Source organism: Bordetella bronchiseptica (assembly GCF_900636925.1).
GTDB classification, from domain to species: domain Bacteria; phylum Pseudomonadota; class Gammaproteobacteria; order Burkholderiales; family Burkholderiaceae_B; genus Bordetella; species Bordetella pertussis.
The window spans coordinates 831,672-850,895 of sequence record NZ_LR134326.1 but is presented as its reverse complement, the minus strand read 5'-3'; the positions used below and the strand labels follow the sequence as shown (position 1 = coordinate 850,895).

Here is a 19,224-nt window from a genome sequence, read left to right as displayed (position 1 = left end):
GAGCGTCCCGTTCAATCTTGTCGCGCCGGGCTGCGCACTTTGCACGCGGCCTCGGCCAGGATGGCCACGCACAGGTCGGCATAGCTCATGCCCACCGCGCGCGCCGCCATCGGCACCAGTGAATGGCCGGTCATGCCGGGCGAAGTATTCATTTCCAGCAGCCAGGGCCGGTTCTCCCGGTCCAGGATGAAGTCGACCCGGCCCCAACCCTCGCAACCCAGCGCGGCGTAGGCGCGCTCGGCGACGGCGGCCACGTCCGCGGCCACGTCCGCGGGCAGGTCGGCCGGGCAGAAGTACTGCGTGTCGTCCGAGAAGTACTTGTGTTCGTAGTCATAATTGCCGCCGGGCGCGACGATCTCGATCACCGGCAAGGCGCGCGCCGCGGCGCCCGAGCCCAGCACGGCGACGGTCAGTTCGCGGCCCGTGATGAACTGTTCGGCCAGCACCTCGGCGTCGAAACGCGCGGCCAGCTCGTACGCCGCCTTCATGTCCGAATAGCCCGCCACCTTGGTGATGCCGACGGTCGAGCCCTCGTGCGGCGGCTTGAGTATCAGCGGCAGGCCCAGGCGGTCGGGCACCAGGCGCAGTTCGGTGCTGCCGCCCAGCACCTCGAAGGCCGGCGTGGGCAAGCCGTGCTGCAGCCACACCCGCTTGGTCATGATCTTGTCCATCGACAGGCTGGAGGCCAGCGGCCCGCTGCCGGTGTAAGGAATGCCCAGCAGCTCCAGCGCTCCCTGCAGCGTGCCGTCCTCGCCATAGCGGCCATGCAGGGCGATGAACACGCGCTCGAAACCCGCCGCGGCGAGGTCCGCCAGGCTGCGCTCGCCGGTGTCGAACAGGTGCGCGTCCACGCCGGCGCTCAGCAGGGCTTCGTGCACGCCCTTGCCGGACATCAGCGACACTTCCCGCTCGGCCGAACGGCCGCCGTACAACACGCCGACTTTGCCGAATTGCTTGCTCATGCCAGTTCTCCCACGAGGGCCGGCGTCTTGCTGATCGAGCCTGCTCCCATCACCACCACGACGTCGCCGTCGCGCACGAAATCGAGGATGGCCTGCGGCAATTCGCCCACGTCCTCGACGAAGACCGGCTCGACCTTGCCGGCCACGCGCAGCGCGCGCGACAGGGCGCGGCCGTCGGCCGCCACCAGCGGCGCCTCGCCCGCCGCGTAGACCTCGGTCAGCAGCACGCCGTCGGCCGAGCCCAGCACACGCACGAAATCCTCGAAGCAGTCGCGCGTGCGGGTGTAGCGATGCGGCTGGAAAGCCAGCACGATGCGCCGCTGCGGCCAGGCGCCGCGCGCCGCGGCCAGCGTGGCCGCCATTTCCACCGGGTGATGGCCGTAGTCGTCGACCAGGGTGAAGGTGCCGCCGCCATGCGCGGCCGGCACCGGCAGGTCGCCCCATTGGGTAAAGCGCCGCCCGACGCCCTTGAAGGCGGCCAGCGCCTCGCGGATCGCGGCGTCGTCCACGCCCAGCTCGGTGGCCACGGCAATGGCCGCCAGCGCATTGCGCACGTTGTGCAGGCCGGGCAGGTTCAGCTCGACCTGCAGCGCGGGCAGTACCACGTCGCGGTCGCGCCGCTGCACCGTGAAGCGCATGCGGGTGCCGTCGGCCTGCACGTCCTGGGCGCACACCTGCGCGTCGGGGCTGAGTCCGTAGGTGGTGATCGGCCGCGACACGAACGGCATGATCTCGCGCACGTTGGCGTCGTCGGCGCAAAGAATGGCGCTGCCATAGAACGGCAGGCGCTGGGTGAATTCGATGAAGGCGCTCTTCAGGCGCGCCACGTCGTGGCCGTACGTATCCATGTGATCGGCGTCGATGTTGGTCACGATGGCCATCACCGGCAGCAGATTCAGGAACGAGGCGTCCGACTCGTCGGCCTCGACGACGATGTACTCGCCCTGGCCCAGGCGCGCGTTGGCGCCGGCCGAGGTCAGCCGCCCGCCGATCACGAAGGTCGGATCGAGGCCGCCGGCCGCCAGCACGCTGGCCACCAGGCTGGTCGTGGTGGTCTTGCCATGCGTGCCCGCGACCGCGATGCCGCGCTTCAGGCGCATCAGTTCGGCCAGCATCACGGCGCGCGGCACGACCGGGATGCGCGCGGCGCGCGCGGCCAGGACTTCCGGGTTGTCGCCGGCCACGGCGGTGGAGGTGACGATGGCGCCGGCGCCGGCCACGTTGGCGCGGTCGTGCCCGATGGCGATGCGCATGCCCAGCTCGGCCAGGCGGCGCGTCACGGCGGATTCGTTCAGGTCGGAACCGCTGATGGTATAGCCCAGGTTGAGCAATACCTCGGCGATGCCGCTCATGCCCGAGCCGCCGACGCCGACAAAGTGTATGTGTTGGATGCGATGTTTCATGATGCCCGCCTCGCTGCCTGCTCGCAAACGTCGGCGATATGGGCCGCGGCGCGCGGCAGCGCATGCGTGCGCGCCCGGCCGGCCACGGCCTGGAGTTCTTGTCGGGTACGCTGGCCCAGCCACTGCGCCAGCCACTGCGGCGTCAGGCTGGCTTGCGGCTGCAGCCAGGCCGCCTGCGCGTCGCTCAGGAAGCGCGCGTTGGCGGTCTGGTGGTCGTCGATGGCGTGCGGGAACGGCACGAACAGGGCCGCGACGCCGGCCGCCGCCACTTCCGACACCGTCATGGCGCCGGCGCGGCAGATCAGCAGGTCGGCCTGGGCCATGGCGCCGGCCATGTCGTCGATGAAGGCGCGGCAATCGGCCTGCACGCCCGCTTGCGCATAGGCCTGCTGCAAGGCGGGCAGATGCTGCTCGCCCGCCTGGTGCACCACCTGGGGCCGCGCCTGCTCCGGCAACAGCGCCAGCGCCTGCGGCACGGTGGTGTTCAGCGCATGGGCGCCGAGACTGCCGCCAACCACCAGCACGCGCAACGCGCCGCTGCGGCCGGCATAGCGTTCGGCGGGCTCGGGCAGCGCGCACAGATCGGCGCGCACCGGGTTGCCCAGCGCCTCGCCGCGCGGCAACACGCCGGGAAAACCGCTGAGCACGCGGCGCGCCAGCCTGGCCAGCCAGCGGTTGGCCGTGCCGGCCACCGCATTCTGTTCGTGCACGACCAGCGGCGTGCGGCGCAGCGCTGCCATGACGCCGCCCGGGAAAGCCACATAGCCGCCCATGCCCAGCACCACGTCCGGCCGGATATCGGCCAGCCTGCGCCAGGCCTGCGCGCAAGCGCGCGCCAACAGGAACGGCAGTTTCAGCAGCGCGGCGGCGCCGCGCCCGCGCACGCCCTGGAAGCGCAGGGGAACCAGTTCGATGCCGCGCGGCGGCACCAGCCGGCCTTCCATCTTGTCGGGATTGCCCAGCCACAGCACGCGCCAGCCGCGCTCGCGCAGCACTTCGGCCACCGCCAGGCCCGGCATGATGTGGCCGCCCGTGCCGCCCGCCATGATGAGGATGGTCGGTGCGCTCATACCCGGCCTCCCCGCATCATGACGCGATTCTCGACGTCCACGCGGATCAGCATCGCCAGCGCGCACAGGTTCATGACGATGCCCGAGCCGCCGTAGCTCATCAGCGGCAGGGTCAGGCCCTTGGTGGGCAGCAGGCCCAGGCACACGCCCATGTTGATGAAGGCCTGCACGCCCACCCACATGGCCACGCCGTGCGCCACCAGCCCGGCGAACGTGCGCTCCATCGCGATGGCCTGCCGGCCGATGTCGAAACCGCGGTAGACGATGATCGCGAACAGCGTGATCACCAGCATGACGCCGGCGAACCCCAGCTCCTCGCCCACCACGGCCATCAGGAAGTCGGTATGGGCCTCCGGCAGGTAGTGCAGTTTCTCGACGCTGGCGCCCAGGCCCACGCCGAACCACTCGCCGCGCCCCAGGGCGATCAGCGAATGCGACAACTGGTAGGCGCTGCCGTAGGCATTGGCCTCGTTCCAGGGGTCCAGGTAGGCGAACAGGCGCGCGCGCCGCCAGGGCGACACCCAGATCAGCATCAGGAAGGTGCCCACCAGCACGGCCAGCAGGCTGCTGAAATACTTGCCGTTGATGCCGCCCAGGAACAGGATGCCGATGGCGATCGCCACGATCACCATGAACGCGCCCAGGTCCGGCTCCAGCAGCAGCAGCATGCCCACGCCGCCCAGCGCGCAGGCCATCGGCAGGAAGCCGCGCGAGAACGCCTGCATGTGCTCCTGCTTGCGCACGGTGTAGTCCGCGGCATACAGGAGAGCGGCCAGCTTCATCAATTCGGAGGGCTGGAAATTCAGCGGTCCCAGCGGGATCCAGCGATGCGCGCCGTTGACCTCGCGGCCGATGCCGGGAATCAGCACCGCCACCAGCAGGATCAGCGCGAACATGAACAGCGGCACGGCCAGGCGCTGCCATACCCGGATCGGCACGCTCAGCACGACGGCGGCGGCCAGCAGGCCGGCCGTCAGGAACAGCCCGTGGCGGATCACGAAGTAATAGCGGCCGTAGGAGGCGTAGCGCGGCCCGTCGGCCAACGCGATGGAAGCCGAATACACCATCAACAAGCCCAGCAGCAGCAGGGTCGACGCGGCGACGATCAGCGGCATGTCGTAATTGCGCATGCGCGTGCGGCCGGGCCGTACGGCGTTCACACTGGCGGTGAGTTCGGCGAACAGGCTCATGCCACCTCTCCCCGGTCGAGCGCGAGTTCCTGCACCTCCGCGGCGAATACTTCGCCACGGTGCGGGTAATTGCGGAACATGTCGAAGCTGGCGCAGGCCGGCGACAACAGCACGGCATCGCCGGGCTGCGCCAGCTCGGCGGCGCGGCGCACGGCCTCGCGCATGTCGGCGGCGGCCACGCAGGGAACGCCGGTGGGCTCGAGCACCTTGCCGATAGCCGCCCCGTCGACGCCGATCAGCACCACGGCGCGCGCGTGGCGGCGCACCACCGGCACCAGCGGCGAGAAATCCTGGCCCTTGCCCTGTCCGCCAGCGATCAGCACGACCTGCTGGCCCAGGCCTTCCAGGGCGGCCACGGTGGCGCCCACGTTGGTGCCCTTGCTGTCATTGATGTAGTCGACATCGCCGATCGAGCGCACCAGTTCGGCGCGATGCGGCTCGCCGGCATAGTCGCGCAGGGTGCGCAGCATCGGGCCCCAGCCCAGGTCGAGCGAGCGGGCCAGCTGCATCGCGGCCAGGGCATTGAGGGCATTGTGCACGCCACGGATGCGCAGGGCATCCACCGGCATCAGGCGGCTCATGCGGCCACCGGCGCGGGTGGGCGGCGGCGCGTCCTTCTTGCGTCGCGGCGCCGGCGCCGGCTCGTCGAAATCGTTGGATTCGCAGGCGGTCAGCCACGCAACGCCCTGACCCAGCTCCAGGCCCATGTCACCGACCAGGGCGGGCACGTCGCGGCCGAAGCTGCGTACATTCAAGGCTTGCAGGCTCTCGACCATGGCGACCGTCAACGGATCGTCGCGGTTGACGATGGCCAGGCGCGCCGGCTTGAGGATGCGGGCCTTGGCTTGCGCATAGGCCTGCATGTCGCCATGCCAGTCGAGGTGGTCCTGGGTCACGTTCAGCACGACCGCGGCGTCGGGCGCCAGCGTCCGCGTGGTTTCCAGCTGGAAGCTGGACAGTTCCAGCACCCACACCTGAGGCAGATCATCCTGGTCCAGCGCATCTATCAGCGCGGCCAGCGCGGCGGGGCTGATATTGCCGGCCGCGCGCGCGCTCATCCCGCCTGCCTCGATCAGCTGCCGGGTCAGCGCGGTGACGGTGGTCTTGCCATTGGTGCCAGTGATCGCCAGCACGCGCGGACGATACTCTCGGGATTCGGCCAGGCCGGCCAGCGCGCGGGCGAACAGCTCGATCTCGCCCACCACTTCCACGTTGCGCTCACGGGCCTGCTCCAGCAGTTCGCGGGTAGGCGACTCGTGCGGCACCAATCCCGGGCTCAGCACGATCTGCGCTACGCCGTCGAGCAGGTCCGGGGGGAACTGCTCGCCGCAGCCCAGCCGGTATTCGACCGTGGCATCGGCCAGCGCCGCTTGCAGCGCGGCCAGCCCTCCCGGTTGCGCGCGCGTGTCCGCCACGCGCAGGGGCGAACCCTGGCGGGCGCACCAGCGCGCGGCGGCCACGCCCGTCTCGCCCAATCCGAGGATCAGGACAAGCGGTGCGGCGGCACGGGAGGTTTCAGTCGTATTCATCGCAACTTCAGTGTGGAAAGGCCGACCAGCACCAGCATCATGGTGATGATCCAGAACCGCACGACGACCTGGGTTTCCTTCCAGCCGCCCACCTCGAAATGGTGATGCAGCGGCGCCATGCGGAATATCCGCCGGCCCTGGCCGTACTTGCGCTTGGTGTATTTGAACCAGGTGACCTGCACCATGACCGAAAGGGTTTCGACCACGAACACGCCACCCATGATGAAAAGCACGATTTCCTGGCGCACGATCACCGCGATGGTGCCCAGCGCGCCGCCCAGCGCCAGCGCGCCGACATCGCCCATGAACACTTGCGCCGGATAGGCGTTGAACCACAGGAAGGCCAGGCCCGCGCCCCCGATGGCGGCGCACAGCACCATCAGCTCGGCCGCGCCGGGAATGTACGGGAACAGCAGGTACTTGGAATAATCGACGCGGCCGACCACGTAGGCGAAGATGCCCAGGGCGCTGCCGACCATGACCGTAGGCATGATGGCCAGGCCGTCCAGGCCATCGGTCAGGTTGACGGCGTTGCTGGTGCCGACGATGACGGCCCAGGTCAGGGCCACGAAGCCCAGCACGCCCAGCGGATAGCTGACCGACTTGAAGAACGGCACGATCAGGTCGGCCCGCGTCGGCAGCGGCATCGTGAACCCGCTACCCACCCATGCCTTGAAGAGCGGCCACAGTTCGGTATTGGCGGGCGCCGAGACGGCGAAGGCCAGATACACGGCGGCGACCAGCCCGATGGTCGCCTGCCAGAAGAACTTCTGCCGGGCCGGCATGCCTTCGGGATCGCGGTAGACGACCTTGCGATAGTCGTCCATCCACCCGATCCAGCCAAAGCCGAACGTCACCAGCAACACCACCCAGACGAAGCGATTGGTCCAGTCCGCCCACAGCAGCGTGCTGATGGCGATCGCGATCAGGATGAGCGCGCCGCCCATGGTCGGCGTGCCCGTCTTGACCAGGTGCGACTCCGGGCCGTAGGCGCGCACGGCCTGGCCGATCTTCATTTCGGTCAGGCGGCGGATCACGCGCGGCCCCGCCACCAGGCCGATCAGCAGCGCCGTCGCGCACGCCAGCACGGCGCGCAGCGTGATGTACTCGAATACGCCAATGGCGCGCACGTCGTCGGACAGCCACCGGGCGATCTCAAGCAGCATGCTTGTCCCCCTGCCCCGAAGGCGCCTGATTGTTGCCGCTGAAAGCCGTCACTACCCGCTCCATGCGCATAAAGCGCGAACCCTTGATCAAAATGCTGGACGGGCGCAGGCCGCGCAACGCGGCCACGACTTCGTCAACCGATGCGCAGGCGCGCGCCGCCGGACCGAATGCGTGTGCGGCATCCCGGCTGGCCTCGCCTAGCGTGATAAGCGCGTCGATGCCATGCTCGCGCGCGTAATCGCCCACCTCGCGATGCATGGCGGGCCCGTTGTCCCCGACTTCGCCCATGTCGCCGAGCACCAATGCGCGCGGCGCGGGCAGCCGCGCCAGCACGTCGATGGCGGCGCGCGCCGAGTCAGGATTGGCATTGTAGGTGTCATCGATGAGCACGGTTCCGTCACTCATTTGCCGATGCTGCATGCGCCCGGCGACGGCCTGGAAACCGGCCAGCGCCGCGATGCAGGTATGCAGGGGCGCGCCGGCCGCCAGGCCGCAAGCGATCGCCGCCAGCGCGTTGCGCAGGTTGTGCAGGCCCGGCACGGGCAGATCCAGCTCGGCGCTGCCGGCCGGGGTCACCAGGCCGCATTGCGTGCCATGCGCCTGCGTCACGACACGCTCGGCGTAGACATCCAGGCCCGGTTGCAGGCCGAAGCGCAGCACCCGGCGCGCGCCCGCCAGCTTGTCCCAGATGGCGGCGTAGGGTTCGTCGCCCGGATAGACGGCCACGCCGTCCTCCGGCAAGGCGCCGATGACCGCGCCGTTCTCGTGCGCCACCGCCTCGACGGTATGCATGAATTCCTGGTGTTCGCGCTGGGCATTGGTCACCAGCGCAACCGTCGGCGCCGCCATCGCGGCCAGGCGTTCGATCTCGCCGGGATGGTTCATGCCCAGCTCGAAAACGGCGGCGCGATGCCGCGCGCGCAGGCGCAGCAGGGTCAGCGGCACGCCGATCTCGTTGTTGAAATTGCCAGCCGTCGCCAGGCGGCCGTCGTCGCCCTGCCACTGCGCCAGGATGGCGGAAATCATTTCCTTGGTGGTGGTCTTGCCATTGCTGCCCGTCACGGCGACGACCGGCAGCGTGAAACTGGAACGCCAGGCCGTGCCCATGCGGCCCAGCGCGGCCAGCGTATCGCCCAGCACCAGCTGGGGCAGCGCCACATCCGCCACTGGATGCGCCACCACGGCGGCGCAGGCGCCGGCCGACTGCGCCTGCGGCAGATAGTCGTGGCCGTCGAAATTTTCGCCCGACAGGGCCACGAACAGCTCGCCGCGGCCGATGCGGCGCGTATCGGTCGACACCGCGCCCGCATGCGGCAGCAACAGCGCCAGCCGGGCCCACTGGCGATCGTCGAACGGCAATTTGCGGCCGCCGATGTCCTGGTAGGTTTCATGTCCCTTGCCGGCCAGCAGTATCACGTCGTCGGGAGCCGCGCTCCACAGCGTCTGCATGATGGCCAGCGCGCGGTCAGGCTGCACCGCCGCGCGCATGCCGGCGGGAATGCCGGCCAGAATCTGGTCGATGATGTCCTGCGGCGATTCGCTGCGCGGATTGTCGCTGGTGACCACCACCCGGTCGGCCCGCTCGACGGCGATACGGCCCATTTCGGGTCGCTTGCCGGGGTCGCGCTCGCCGCCGCAGCCGAACACGCACACCAGGCGCCCGCCGCGCGCCTGCGCCACCGGGCGCAAGGCGGTCAGCGCGCGCGCCAGGGCGTCGGGCGTATGGGCGTAATCGACCACCACCAGCGCCCCTTGGGCGCCCGCGGTCAGGTGCTGCAACGGCACCGGCGTCACGGCCTGCAGGCGGCCGTCGACCGGCGAAATCGCCGCCAGTTCGCGCACGATCTGCGGCAGCGGCCAGCCCAGCTTGCTCAGCGCGCCGGCCACCAACAGCAGATTGGAGATATTGTGCTGGCCGAGCAGGCGCGTGACGATCTGCGCTTCGCCATCGGGCAGCGCCAGCGTGAACACCTGGCCATGCGCGGTGGCCTGCAGGTCGCGCGCGTGGACGTCGGCGGGAGCCCCTTGCAGCGAGTAGCCGGTCTTCAGCGCGGCCGGCAGGGACGCCAGCAAGCGTTCGCCGGCGGGATCGTCCGCATTGACGACGGCGGCCTGCAGGTCCGGCCATTGGAACAGCGCCGCCTTGGCCTGCTCGTAGCGCTGCATGGTGCCGTGGTAATCGAGATGATCGCGCGTCAGGTTGGTAAAACCCGCCACCGCGATGCGGATATGGTCCAGCCGGCCCTGCTCGATGCCGATGGACGAGGCCTCCAGGGCCACCGCGCGCGCGCCCGCGGCGCGCATCCGGGCCAGCGTGCGGTGCATGGTCAGCACATCCGGCGTGGTCAGGCTGCCGCCCAGCGACTGGCCGTCGGGCAGCAGCGCGCCCAGGGTGCCGATGCTGCCGCACGGCTTGCCCATGCGCGTGAGCACCTGCGCCAGCCATTGGGTGCACGAGGTCTTGCCGTTGGTGCCGGTTATCGCCACCACGCTCAGGTCCTGCGACGGACGGCCATACCATTCATCGGCCAGCGCGCCAAGCAAGGTGCGCAGCTGCGCGACCGGCAAGGCCTGCGCGCCCGCGGGCGCGACCGGCGCGCCTTCGGTTTCGTACAGGATGGCGCTGGCGCCACGCGCCAGCGCCTGATCCATGAATTGGCGGCCGTCGCTGGCCAGGCCGGGGCAGGCGACGAACACATCGCCCGGCTCGATCTCGCGCGAATCCAGGCGCAGATCGGCCGTCGGGGCGACGCATCCGCGCAGCCACGCCAGCGCCTGGTCCAGGTGCTGCCGTTGCACGGCGTTCAGGCGATTCGTCGGGCTCATCGCGCGCCCTCCGGATTGCCGGCCACGATGGTCGACTCGAACGGCGCGTCGGGCTGCACGCCCATCAGCCGCAGGCTGCCGCCCACGATGCGCGAGAACACCGGCGCGGCGATGGCGCCGCCGTAATAACCGCCCACCTGCGGCTCGTCGATCGAGACCGCCACCACGATCTTGGGATTGGAGACAGGCGCAAAACCCACGAACGAGCTGCGGTGGCGCTGAGCGCTGTACTTTCCGTCGACAATCTTGCGCGCGGTGCCGCTCTTGCCGGCCACCCGGTAGCCCTGAACCTGGGCGCGCTTGGCCCCGTCGGGCCCGGCAGCGGCCTCCAGCATGGCGCGCACGGTGGCGGCGGTCTTGGGGTTGTAGACCCGTACGCTGGTGGGCGCGCTTTCGCGCTTGACCAGCGTCAGCGACACCATGTCGCCATCGCGCGCGAAAACGGTATAGGCACGAGCCACCTGCAGCAGCGACACGGACAGCCCGTAGCCGTAGGCCATGGTGGCCTTCTCGATCAGGCGCCAGCGGTCCCACGGACGCAGGCGGCCGGGCGCGGCACCGGGAAAGCCCAGCTGGGGCGCCTGCCCGAGCCCCAGCCCGGTGAACAGATCCCACATCTCGCGCGACTGCAGCTTCTCGGAGATCATGGTCATGCCGATATTGCTGGACTTCAGCAGCACTCCGGCCAGATCCAGCGTGCCGTTGCGGCTGACATCGCTGATCGTGCTGCCCTGGTATTGAAAGCGGCCGTTACCGGTCTCGAACATGGTCGCGGTCGAGATGCGGCCCAGATCCAGCGCCAGCGCGGCGGTGAACGGCTTCATGATCGAACCCGGCTCGAATGTATCGGTGATCGCCTGGTTGCGCAGCGTCGAGACCTGGAACGTCTCGCGATGGTTCGGATCGAACGAGGGCAGGTTGACCAGCGCCAGGACCTCGCCGGTATGCACGTCGATCACCACGGCCGTCGCGCTCTTGGCCTGGTGCGCGACGCGCGCGTCCTGCAGTTCCTTGTACACCAGGTACTGCAGGCGCGTGTCGATGGACAGGCGCAGGTCGCGGCCGTCGACCGGCAAGGTCACCGCCTGCACGTCCTCGATGACGCGGCCCAGGCGATCCTTGATGACGCGGCGCGAGCCCGGCTGGCCCGACAATTGCTGGTTGAACGTCAGCTCGACGCCCTCCTGCCCCTGGTCCTCGACATTATTGAAGCCCACGATGTGGGCCGTGACCTCGCCTTCCGGGTAGTAGCGGCGCGACTCCGGCTGCTGGTGGATTCCGGGCAGGGCCATTTGCTTGATCTTGTCGGCAACGTCCATCGGCACCTGACGCTTCAGGTACACGAAATTGCGGTCTTCGTCGGCCAGCCGGCGACGCAGCTCGGCCACCGGCGTCTGAAGCAGTTGCGCCAGCGCGGCCACCTGCTCGGGCGGGATCGGCTTGGCGTCCTCGGGAATCGCCCATATGGCGCGCGCCGGCACGCTGGATGCCAGCACCACGCCGTTGCGATCCAGGATCTTGCCGCGCGTGGCGGCCAGGGTCAGCGTGCGCTCGTAGCGGCGCTCGCCCTGCTGCTGCAGGAACTCGGTCGACAGGCCCTGCAGGAACAGGGCGCGCCCGGCCAGCACGACAAAGCCGCCGAACAACAGTATCAGCACCAGACGGGCGCGCCACATGGGCAGCTGCCCGCGCAGCACGGGATTGTCGAAGAAAGGCACCCGCCTCACTGGGCGCCTCCGGCGGGCTGGTTCATATAGAGCGTGCGGTCGGGCACGATCGGAATCATCTTCAGGTCGTCACGCGCGGCACGGTCGATGCGGGCGTTGCGCGCCAGCTCGGCCCGCTCCAGCTGCAGGCGGCGCCAGTTCGTATCGAGATCGCGCGCCTCGGCCTGGCTGCGCCCCAGTTCGATGAAGAGCTGGCGCGACTGGTAGCGGCTGGTGACCAGGGAAATGGCCGACAGCATCAGCAACGCGGCAACGATGAGACTGGTGCGCCCCATTAGCGACGCCTCCCCTTGGAACCGGCGCGCGTGCCGCGCACCGGCTCGCCGGGCACCCGGCCGGCCTTGACGAAACCAGCCCCGCCGCCAGGCGGCAGCGGCTCGCCCGTGCGTTCGGCCACCCGCAGGATGGCCGAACGGGCGCGCGCATTGCCGGCGACTTCGACGTCGTCGGCGACAACCTTGCCCAGCGAGCGCACCAGCGGTTGCGGCAATTCGCTTTCACGCAAGGGCAGGCGCGCGTGCGCGGCGGCCGGACGAGCCGCCGCCGCGATGCATTGCTTGACCATGCGATCTTCCAGCGAATGAAAACTGATCACCGCCAACCTCCCCCCCGGGCCAAGCAGGTCTAGAGCTGACGCGAGGGCGCGAGCGAGCTCTTCGAGCTCCCGATTGATGTAAATCCGTAGAGCCTGAAAGGTGCGTGTGGCCGGATGCTGCCCCTTTTCGCGCGTGCGGACGGCGCCGGCGACGCACTCGGCAAGCTGGAGCGTGGTGTGCAGCGGCCGTGTTGCGCGGCAAGCAGCAATCGCTTTTGCAACCTGAAAAGCAAACCGTTCTTCGCCATAATCTGCTATGACCTCCCGCATCTCATCCACGCTGGCTTGCGCCAGCCAATCCGCCACCGTGGGGCCGCGGGTCGTATCCATCCTCATGTCGAGGGGACCGTCCCGCATGAACGAAAACCCCCGTTCGGCATCGTCAATCTGGGGCGATGACACGCCCAGATCCAGCATCACGCCATCGACCTGCTCGATGCCGCGCGCCGTCAATTCCTCGGCCATGGTGGCAAAGCCGCCATGCACCACTTCCACCCGCCCATCGCCGGCGGCCAGTTCCCGGGCCACCGCGATCGCCTGCGGATCCTTGTCGAACACCACCAGGCGCGCCTGCGCGCCCAGCCGGGCCAGCAGCGCGCGGCTGTGTCCGCCGCGGCCGAACGTGCCGTCGACGAAGACGCCGTGCTGCAGGCGCGTGGCCGCATCCGGCCCCGGCTCGCCGGCCTGACGGTGGGCGCCCTTGCCGCCGAAATCCGGCAGCACCAACGCGTCAACCGTCGGCTCCAGCAGCACGGGCCGATGTTCGAATTCCATATCCGGCTTCAGAACGAAAACTGATTCAACACATCCGGCATTCCCTGAGCCAGGTCCTCTGCCTCTCGGCGGGCCAGGGAAGCGGCATCCCAGAGCTCGAAGTGCGCGCCCATACCGAGCAGCATCACATCGCGCGTCATACCGGAAGCGTTGCGCAGCTCAGGAGCGATCAGAACCCGACCCGACCCGTCGATGTCCACGTCCTGCGCGTTGCCCAACAGCAGACGCTGCAGCGCACGCGCCGACATGGGAAACGCCGCGATCTGCGCGCGCTTCTCTTCCCACTCGGGACGCGGATACACCAACAGGCAGCCATCGGGATGACGGGTCAGGGTCAACCGGCCTTCGGCACGGTCCATGAGCGCGTCACGATGCCGGGTCGGAATCGAGATCCGCCCCTTAGCATCCAACGTGAGTGCGCTGCTTCCCTGGAACACCCGTTTGCCCCACTTAGTTGCACAAATTCCTACTTTTTCCCACTCTACGGGAAGCAACTTCATGGGTCAAGGCCGTGGTTGCAATTTTTTCAATCACAACAAGGACTTAGAGCCAATTGTAAAAACGGCGCGCGGAAAACTTGCTGATAAATCAGCAGCTTGCGCCGACTATTAAATGTCATTCATCAGAAGTAGGGCCCGGGCGCGTGTTTTCATTGTTTTACGTAGGGCGCCGTAAGCCAGCCGGCCGGATTCCGGCCGGCTGTCATGAAAATGCAGTGCAGAGCAGATCTATAGGCCGGATTCTGTACGCCGGGTTTCCCCGGCGGGCAATCATTCCTCTTGGCGAACCATTGCTGGACCGCTCCAGCCACCTACCCGCATGCTTGGACGGAGCCGCCCTTCCCGGCCTTACGGCCGTACGCATGCCTATTTGATGTTGCTCCGGATAGAGGTTGCCGCGTTTCACCCTGTCATGCCGCCGCCCGTTTCCGGACGGCGCGGCACGGAGATGGCCGTGCCGGTGCGCGCCAGGCGCGCCCTCATGACAGACTCGTCTCTGTGGCCCTGTTCCTCGGCTTTTCCGGCGGGCAAGCCCGCCAGCGTCGCCGGACGGCCGTTAGCCGCTATCCCGCCCTGTGGAGTCCGGACCTTCCTCGAAGGATTTGCATCCCCCGCGATTGCCCGATCTGCCCTGCGAGCGGCATTTTAGTACAGTCGGCGCCCCGGCTCCCGGCCGCGCGCTGCCCGCCCCGCGCGTTCCTGCGACAATACAGGCCAATACGCATCACTCTGTCTGTCCATGGCCCTCGCTTCCCTTATTACGCTTACCGACGTTCAACTGGCCTACGGCCACCACCCCTTGCTGGACCACGCCGATTTCGCCATCCAGGAAGGCGAGCGCATCGGCCTGATCGGGCGCAACGGCGCGGGCAAATCTTCGCTGCTGCGCCTGCTCGATGGCCGCACGCAGCCCGACGACGGCGACATCGCCCGCAGTTCGGGCCTGCGCGTGGCCACGGTCGAGCAGGAACCCGCACTGGATGAAACCGGCACGGTGTTCGACGTCGTGTGCGACGCCCATGCCCATCCCGAAGACTGGCAGCGGCCGGCGCGCGTACGGGCCGCGCTCGAACGCCTGGGACTGCCGGCCGAAGCGGCGATCGCCAGCCTGTCCGGCGGCATGCGCAAGCGCGTCGCGCTGGCGCGCGCCCTGGTCGACGAACCCGACCTGTTGCTGCTGGACGAACCGACCAACCACCTGGACTTCGACGGCATCGCATGGCTGGAAGCCATGCTGCGCAACTGGAAGGGCGCGGCCGTCATCATCACCCACGACCGGCGCTTCCTCGACGCGGTGGCGACCCGCATCGTCGAGCTCGACCGCGGCCGCCTGCTCAGCTTTCCCGGCAATTTTTCGCAGTGGCAGGAGCGCAAGGCGCAGTGGCTCGAAGCCGAGCGCCTGGAGCAGGCCCGCTTCGACAAGCTGCTGGCCCAGGAAGAAGTCTGGATCCGCAAGGGCATCGAGGCGCGCCGCACCCGCAACGAAGGCCGCGTGCGCCGGCTCGAACAGCTGCGCGTCGAACGCGCCGAGCGCCGCGAACGCGTCGGCAACGTCAGTCTGGCGCTGGCCCAAGGCCAGCGTTCGGGCAAGCTGGTCGCCGAACTCCAGGACGTCGGCAAGGCGTTCGGCGACAAGGTCGTGGTGCGCGACTACTCGACCACCATCCTGCGCGGCGACCGCATCGGCATCGTCGGCCCCAACGGCGCGGGCAAGACTACCCTGCTCAAGCTGCTGCTCGGCGAACTGCCGCCCGACAGCGGCACGGTGCGCCAGGGCAGCAACGTCTCGGTGGCCTATTTCGACCAGATGCGCGCCCAGCTCGACGAGAACGCGACGCTGGTGGACATCATCAGCCCAGGCAGCGAGTGGGTGGAGATCGGCGGCGCGCGCAAGCACGTGATGAGCTATCTCGGCGACTTCCTGTTCTCGCCGGCCCGCGCCGGCTCGCCCGTCAGCAGCCTGTCCGGCGGCGAGCGGGCCCGCCTGCTGCTGGCGCGCCTGTTCGCGCGCCCGGCCAACGTGCTGGTGCTCGACGAACCCACCAACGACCTGGACATCGAAACGCTGGAACTGCTGGAAGAACTGCTGCAGGAATACGCCGGCACGGTGCTGCTGGTCAGCCACGACCGGGCCTTCCTGAACAACGTCGTCACCCAGACCATCGCCGCCGAAGGCGACGGCCGCTGGCGCGACTACGTCGGCGGCTACGACGAATGGCAGGCGCAACGGCCCGCCCAGGCCGCCGCGCCCAAGGCCGAGAAACCCGCCGAAACCGCCAAGCCCGCCGCGGCGCGCCCCAAGCCGGTGCGCGCGGCACGGCTGAGCGCCTGGGATCTGCGCGAACTGGAAGCCCTGCCCGATGCCATCGCCGCCATCGAGGCCCGTCAGGCCGAATTGAGCGGCAAGCTGGCCGACGGCAGCCTGTACCGCGACGCGCCGGACGAAGTCGAACGCATCAACGCGGAACTGGCCACCCTGGAAAGCGAACTGGAAGAAAAATTCGCGCGCTGGGAACTCCTGGAAGCGCGTCGGGGCGACTCCGCCTGACACGCAGGCCGGGCCTCGCAAGGTCCGGCCTGCCCTGGCTCAGGCCAGGGCCCGCCAGCCGAGCGACTCGCCGCCGGCCAGCGGCACCAGGGTCGTATCGCCGAACGCGACCTCCGCCGGAATTTCGTAGGCTTCGCGCCGCAGCGTGAGCGTACCCGTATTGCGCGGCAGGCCGTAAAAATCCGGGCCGTGGAAGCTGGCAAAGCCTTCCAGCCGATCCAGGCGGCCGACCGCGTCGAACGCGGTGGCGTAAAGCTCCATTGCATGCAGGGCCGTATAGCAGCCCGCGCAACCACAGGCATGTTCCTTCAGGCCGCGCGCATGGGGCGCGCTGTCGGTACCCAGGAAGAAACGCGGACTGCCGCTGGTGGCCGCCTCGACCAGGGCCTGGCGATGCACCTCGCGCTTGAGGATCGGCAGGCAATACCAATGCGGCCGCACGCCGCCCGTGAAAATCGCATTGCGGTTGTAGAGCATGTGCTGCGGCGTGATGGTCGCGGCGGTGGGTCCTTCCGCGTCGCGCACGTAGTGGGCGCCTTCCCGGGTCGTGATGTGCTCGAACACCACCTTCAGGCCGGGATACGCGCGCCGCAGCGGCTGCATGACACGTTCGATGAACACCGCTTCGCGGTCGAACACGTCGATCGCCGGATCGGTCACCTCGCCGTGCACCAGCAGCGGCATGCCGCAGCGCTCCAGCGCAGCCAGCGCGGCGCCACACTTGCCCAGCAGGTCGGTCACGCCGGCATCGGAGTTTGTGGTGGCCCCGGCCGGATACAGCTTGACCGCGGCGACCTGCCCGGACTCATGCGCGCGCACGATTTCCTCGGCCGGCGTGTTGTCGGTCAGGTACAGCGTCATCAAGGGCGTGAAGGCAGCCGTATCGCCACCCGCCTTGCGCAGCGCCGCTTCGATCCGCGCGCGATAGGCCAGCGCCTGCTCGGTGGTGGTCACCGGCGGGCGGAGGTTGGGCATCACGATGGCGCGCGCGAACTGCCGCGCCGTATCCAGCACCACCGCCTCGAGGGCGCTGCCATCGCGCAGGTGCAGGTGCCAATCGTCCGGGCGGGTGATGGTAAGTTCTGTAGCGTGTTGGTTGGACATGGAAGCGGGCCTCAATCGGCCAAAGGCATGCCGCGCTCGGCCAGCGCGCTGAACATCGCGCTGCCCAGGGGAATCACGGCATCGTTGAAATCGAAATGGCTATTGTGCAGCACACAGCCCGACTCGGCGCCGCCCTGGCCGAGCCGGAAATACGCGCCGGGCCGCATCTGCAGCATAAACGAAAAATCCTCCGAGCCCATCGAGGGCACCAGATCGCGCACCACGTTCTCGCGGCCGATCATCTCGGTGGCGATATCGGCGACCAGGTTGGCGTGCTGCGGCGTATTCAGCGTGGCCGGGTAAATGCGCTCGTAGAGCACTTCCGCCGTGGCGCCGAAAGCGCTGGCGATGGCGCTGGCCAGTTCACGCATGCGGGACTCCACCATCTCCTGGACGGAACGGCGGAACGTGCGCACCGTGCCCACCATCCGGGCCTCGCGCGGAATCACGCTCATCGCGCCCGGGTGGCCGGCCTGCACCGAACCGATCGACAGCACCGCCGAATCGAGCGGATTGACGTTGCGCGACACGATGGTCTGCAGCGCGGTAATCAGGTGCCCCGCCACCGTGACCGGATCGATCGTCTGATAAGGATGCGCGCCATGGCCGCCGCGGCCGTTGATCGTGATCTCGAAACGATCGGCCGCCGCCATCATCGGACCCGGATTGATCCCCACCGTGCCCGGCTTGAGGCCTGGCCAGTTGTGCAGGGCGTAGATCGCGTCGCAGGGAAACGTATCGAAGAGCCCGTCGTCGATCATCGCCTTGGCGCCGCCGCGCCCTTCCTCCGCCGGCTGGAAGATCAGTACGGCCGTGCCATCGAAATTGCGGGTTTGCGCAAGATACTTCGCCGCCCCGATCAGCACCGCCGTATGGCCGTCATGGCCGCAACCATGCATCAGGCCCGGTTTCGTCGATTTGTGCCCGAAATCGTTGTCCTCGGTCATCGGCAGCGCGTCCATGTCGGCACGCAGGCCGATCATGCGGCCGCTGTCGCATGTACGGCCCCGGATGATCCCCACCACGCCCGTCTTGCCGATGCCGCGATGCACCTCGATGCCCAGCGCTTCCAGCGCGCCGGCGACAATGCCCGAAGTACGGACCTCCTCGAACCCCAGCTCGGGGTGGGCATGCAGATCGCGCCTCAACGCCGTCAATTCGTCATGAAACAGCCGGATGGATTCGAGCGGGGAACGGGCGTACATGGGCAGTTACAGGTTGCTGTCCCGAGGGGGACCGATCAGTAATTTTAGTTGCTACAGAGGATAAATGGCTTTGTCTTTAGGGGAGAGACACGTTATGCTGCGGCCCGCAGGACTATTTTTCCAACAAGCCAGAGAAGGAGCGCCGCATTATGGCCACACCCTCCAAAACCGCGACCGCACGCAAGCCGAACGCCGCGTTCATGAAGCCCCTGACCCCCAGCGCCGAGCTGGCCGCTGTCATCGGCTCGGAAGCCGTGCCGCGTACCGAGGTCACCAAGAAGATCTGGGATTACATCAAAAAGCACAACCTGCAGGATGCCAGCAACAAGCGCAACATCAACGCCGACGCCAAGCTGCGCCCCATCTTCGGCAAAGACCAGGTCACGATGTTCGAACTGACCAAGCTGGTCAACGCGCACCTGAAGTAATCGATCGGGCCAAAGGGCGTACGGCGTACGTCCCTTCCCGTCTCAGTGCCGGGCCTGCCGCAACAGCGGGCATTCGGTTGGCACAATCCGCTTCAAGCAATCTCCGCACGCGCTGGCCCACATCCGGTCCGCACCGCCTCGCAGCTGCTCCCCTGCCTCCCCCCCCCCCCACGCGAACATCCGCAGCACCGCCAGA

Annotated in this window: 15 protein-coding genes and 1 other RNA gene; 2 read left to right on the top strand and 14 right to left on the bottom strand. The window is 68.4% G+C overall.

Features of this window, described 5'->3' with window-relative positions:
- Positions 1-11: 11 nt before the first annotated feature.
- The 12 genes from EL288_RS04030 to rnpB form a co-directional block, all read right to left on the bottom strand.
- Positions 12-962: a D-alanine--D-alanine ligase gene (locus EL288_RS04030; protein WP_003814571.1), complete on the bottom strand. Its 951-nt coding sequence runs from the start codon at positions 960-962 to the stop codon at positions 12-14.
- Positions 959-2,365 (bottom strand): UDP-N-acetylmuramate--L-alanine ligase, encoded by a 1,407-nt coding sequence (gene murC / locus EL288_RS04025; RefSeq protein WP_003814572.1) that lies wholly within the window; start codon positions 2,363-2,365, stop codon positions 959-961. Before murC ends, EL288_RS04030 begins: the two co-directional genes overlap by 4 nt.
- A complete protein-coding gene (gene murG, locus EL288_RS04020) occupies positions 2,362-3,435 on the bottom strand; it encodes an undecaprenyldiphospho-muramoylpentapeptide beta-N-acetylglucosaminyltransferase (protein ID WP_003814573.1) in 1,074 nt (357 codons plus the stop codon). Before murG ends, murC begins: the two co-directional genes overlap by 4 nt.
- Positions 3,432-4,625 carry a putative lipid II flippase FtsW gene (gene ftsW, locus EL288_RS04015; protein ID WP_003814574.1) on the bottom strand — a complete coding sequence of 398 codons (1,194 nt, stop codon included), beginning with the start codon at positions 4,623-4,625 and terminating at the stop codon, positions 3,432-3,434. The genes murG and ftsW overlap by 4 nt, the downstream gene beginning before the upstream one ends.
- The gene (gene murD, locus EL288_RS04010; protein ID WP_003814575.1) at positions 4,622-6,154 is read right to left on the bottom strand and encodes a UDP-N-acetylmuramoyl-L-alanine--D-glutamate ligase; all 1,533 of its coding nucleotides are present in this window, start codon (positions 6,152-6,154) and stop codon (positions 4,622-4,624) included. The genes ftsW and murD overlap by 4 nt, the downstream gene beginning before the upstream one ends.
- Positions 6,151-7,320 (bottom strand): phospho-N-acetylmuramoyl-pentapeptide-transferase, encoded by a 1,170-nt coding sequence (gene mraY / locus EL288_RS04005; protein WP_019247664.1) that lies wholly within the window; start codon positions 7,318-7,320, stop codon positions 6,151-6,153. Before mraY ends, murD begins: the two co-directional genes overlap by 4 nt.
- A complete protein-coding gene (gene murF / locus EL288_RS04000; protein ID WP_033459042.1) occupies positions 7,310-10,147 on the bottom strand; it encodes a bifunctional UDP-N-acetylmuramoyl-L-alanyl-D-glutamate--2,6-diaminopimelate ligase MurE/UDP-N-acetylmuramoyl-tripeptide--D-alanyl-D-alanine ligase MurF in 2,838 nt (945 codons plus the stop codon). Before murF ends, mraY begins: the two co-directional genes overlap by 11 nt.
- The gene (locus tag EL288_RS03995) at positions 10,144-11,874 is read right to left on the bottom strand and encodes a peptidoglycan D,D-transpeptidase FtsI family protein (RefSeq protein ID WP_033446492.1); all 1,731 of its coding nucleotides are present in this window, start codon (positions 11,872-11,874) and stop codon (positions 10,144-10,146) included. The genes murF and EL288_RS03995 overlap by 4 nt, the downstream gene beginning before the upstream one ends.
- Complete coding sequence (ftsL, locus tag EL288_RS03990; protein WP_003814581.1) at positions 11,871-12,149, bottom strand: cell division protein FtsL; 279 nt, start codon at positions 12,147-12,149, stop codon at positions 11,871-11,873. The genes EL288_RS03995 and ftsL overlap by 4 nt, the downstream gene beginning before the upstream one ends.
- On the bottom strand, positions 12,149-13,243 hold the full coding sequence (gene rsmH, locus EL288_RS03985; RefSeq protein ID WP_003814582.1) for a 16S rRNA (cytosine(1402)-N(4))-methyltransferase RsmH: 1,095 nt from the start codon (positions 13,241-13,243) through the stop codon (positions 12,149-12,151). The genes ftsL and rsmH overlap by 1 nt, the downstream gene beginning before the upstream one ends.
- An 8-nt stretch (positions 13,244-13,251) precedes the next feature.
- Positions 13,252-13,680: a division/cell wall cluster transcriptional repressor MraZ gene (mraZ, locus tag EL288_RS03980; protein WP_010931263.1), complete on the bottom strand. Its 429-nt coding sequence runs from the start codon at positions 13,678-13,680 to the stop codon at positions 13,252-13,254.
- Positions 13,681-13,958: 278 nt separating this feature from the next.
- Positions 13,959-14,376, bottom strand: an RNA gene (rnpB, locus tag EL288_RS03975) — RNase P RNA component class A.
- A gap of 106 nt (positions 14,377-14,482) precedes the next feature.
- Here rnpB and EL288_RS03970 point away from each other — a divergent pair.
- On the top strand, positions 14,483-16,291 hold the full coding sequence (locus EL288_RS03970; protein ID WP_003814586.1) for an ATP-binding cassette domain-containing protein: 1,809 nt from the start codon (positions 14,483-14,485) through the stop codon (positions 16,289-16,291).
- A gap of 39 nt (positions 16,292-16,330) precedes the next feature.
- Here the strand turns inward: EL288_RS03970 and pyrC are convergent, their stop codons facing one another.
- Together pyrC and EL288_RS03960 are read right to left on the bottom strand one after the other, a co-directional pair.
- A complete protein-coding gene (gene pyrC, locus EL288_RS03965; RefSeq protein WP_003814588.1) occupies positions 16,331-17,410 on the bottom strand; it encodes a dihydroorotase in 1,080 nt (359 codons plus the stop codon).
- The gene (locus EL288_RS03960; protein ID WP_003814590.1) at positions 17,407-18,600 is read right to left on the bottom strand and encodes a M20 aminoacylase family protein; all 1,194 of its coding nucleotides are present in this window, start codon (positions 18,598-18,600) and stop codon (positions 17,407-17,409) included. Before EL288_RS03960 ends, pyrC begins: the two co-directional genes overlap by 4 nt.
- Before the next feature lie 149 nt (positions 18,601-18,749).
- Here EL288_RS03960 and EL288_RS03955 point away from each other — a divergent pair, with 149 nt between their 5' ends.
- Complete coding sequence (locus EL288_RS03955; protein ID WP_003814592.1) at positions 18,750-19,028, top strand: SWIB/MDM2 domain-containing protein; 279 nt, start codon at positions 18,750-18,752, stop codon at positions 19,026-19,028.
- Positions 19,029-19,224 lie beyond the last annotated feature (196 nt).